Annotated in this window: 1 protein-coding gene; it reads left to right on the top strand. The window is 60.2% G+C overall.

Annotated features, from left to right (window positions below):
- A partial coding sequence (locus NVV99_RS26640; protein WP_260783315.1) for a cytochrome c oxidase subunit 3 occupies positions 1-254 on the top strand: 254 nt, incomplete at both ends.

Here is a 254-nt window from a genome sequence, read left to right as displayed (position 1 = left end):
ACGTTCTTCGTGTGCGGCCAGGCGTACGAGTACTACCACCTGGTGCACGAGGGCACGACGCTGTCGTCGAGTGCATACGGTTCCGTCTTCTACATGACGACCGGCTTCCACGGCATGCACGTCATCGGCGGACTGATCGCGTTCGTCTACCTCCTCATCCGCACCAAGCTCTCGAAGTTCACCCCGGCGCAGGCAACCGCCGCAATCGTTGTCTCCTACTACTGGCACTTCGTCGACATCGTCTGGATCGGACT

Source organism: Rhodococcus sp. PAE-6 (assembly GCF_025290685.1).
GTDB classification, from domain to species: Bacteria; Actinomycetota; Actinomycetes; order Mycobacteriales; family Mycobacteriaceae; genus Rhodococcus; species Rhodococcus pyridinivorans.
This window is presented reverse-complemented; position numbering and strand designations above follow the sequence as displayed.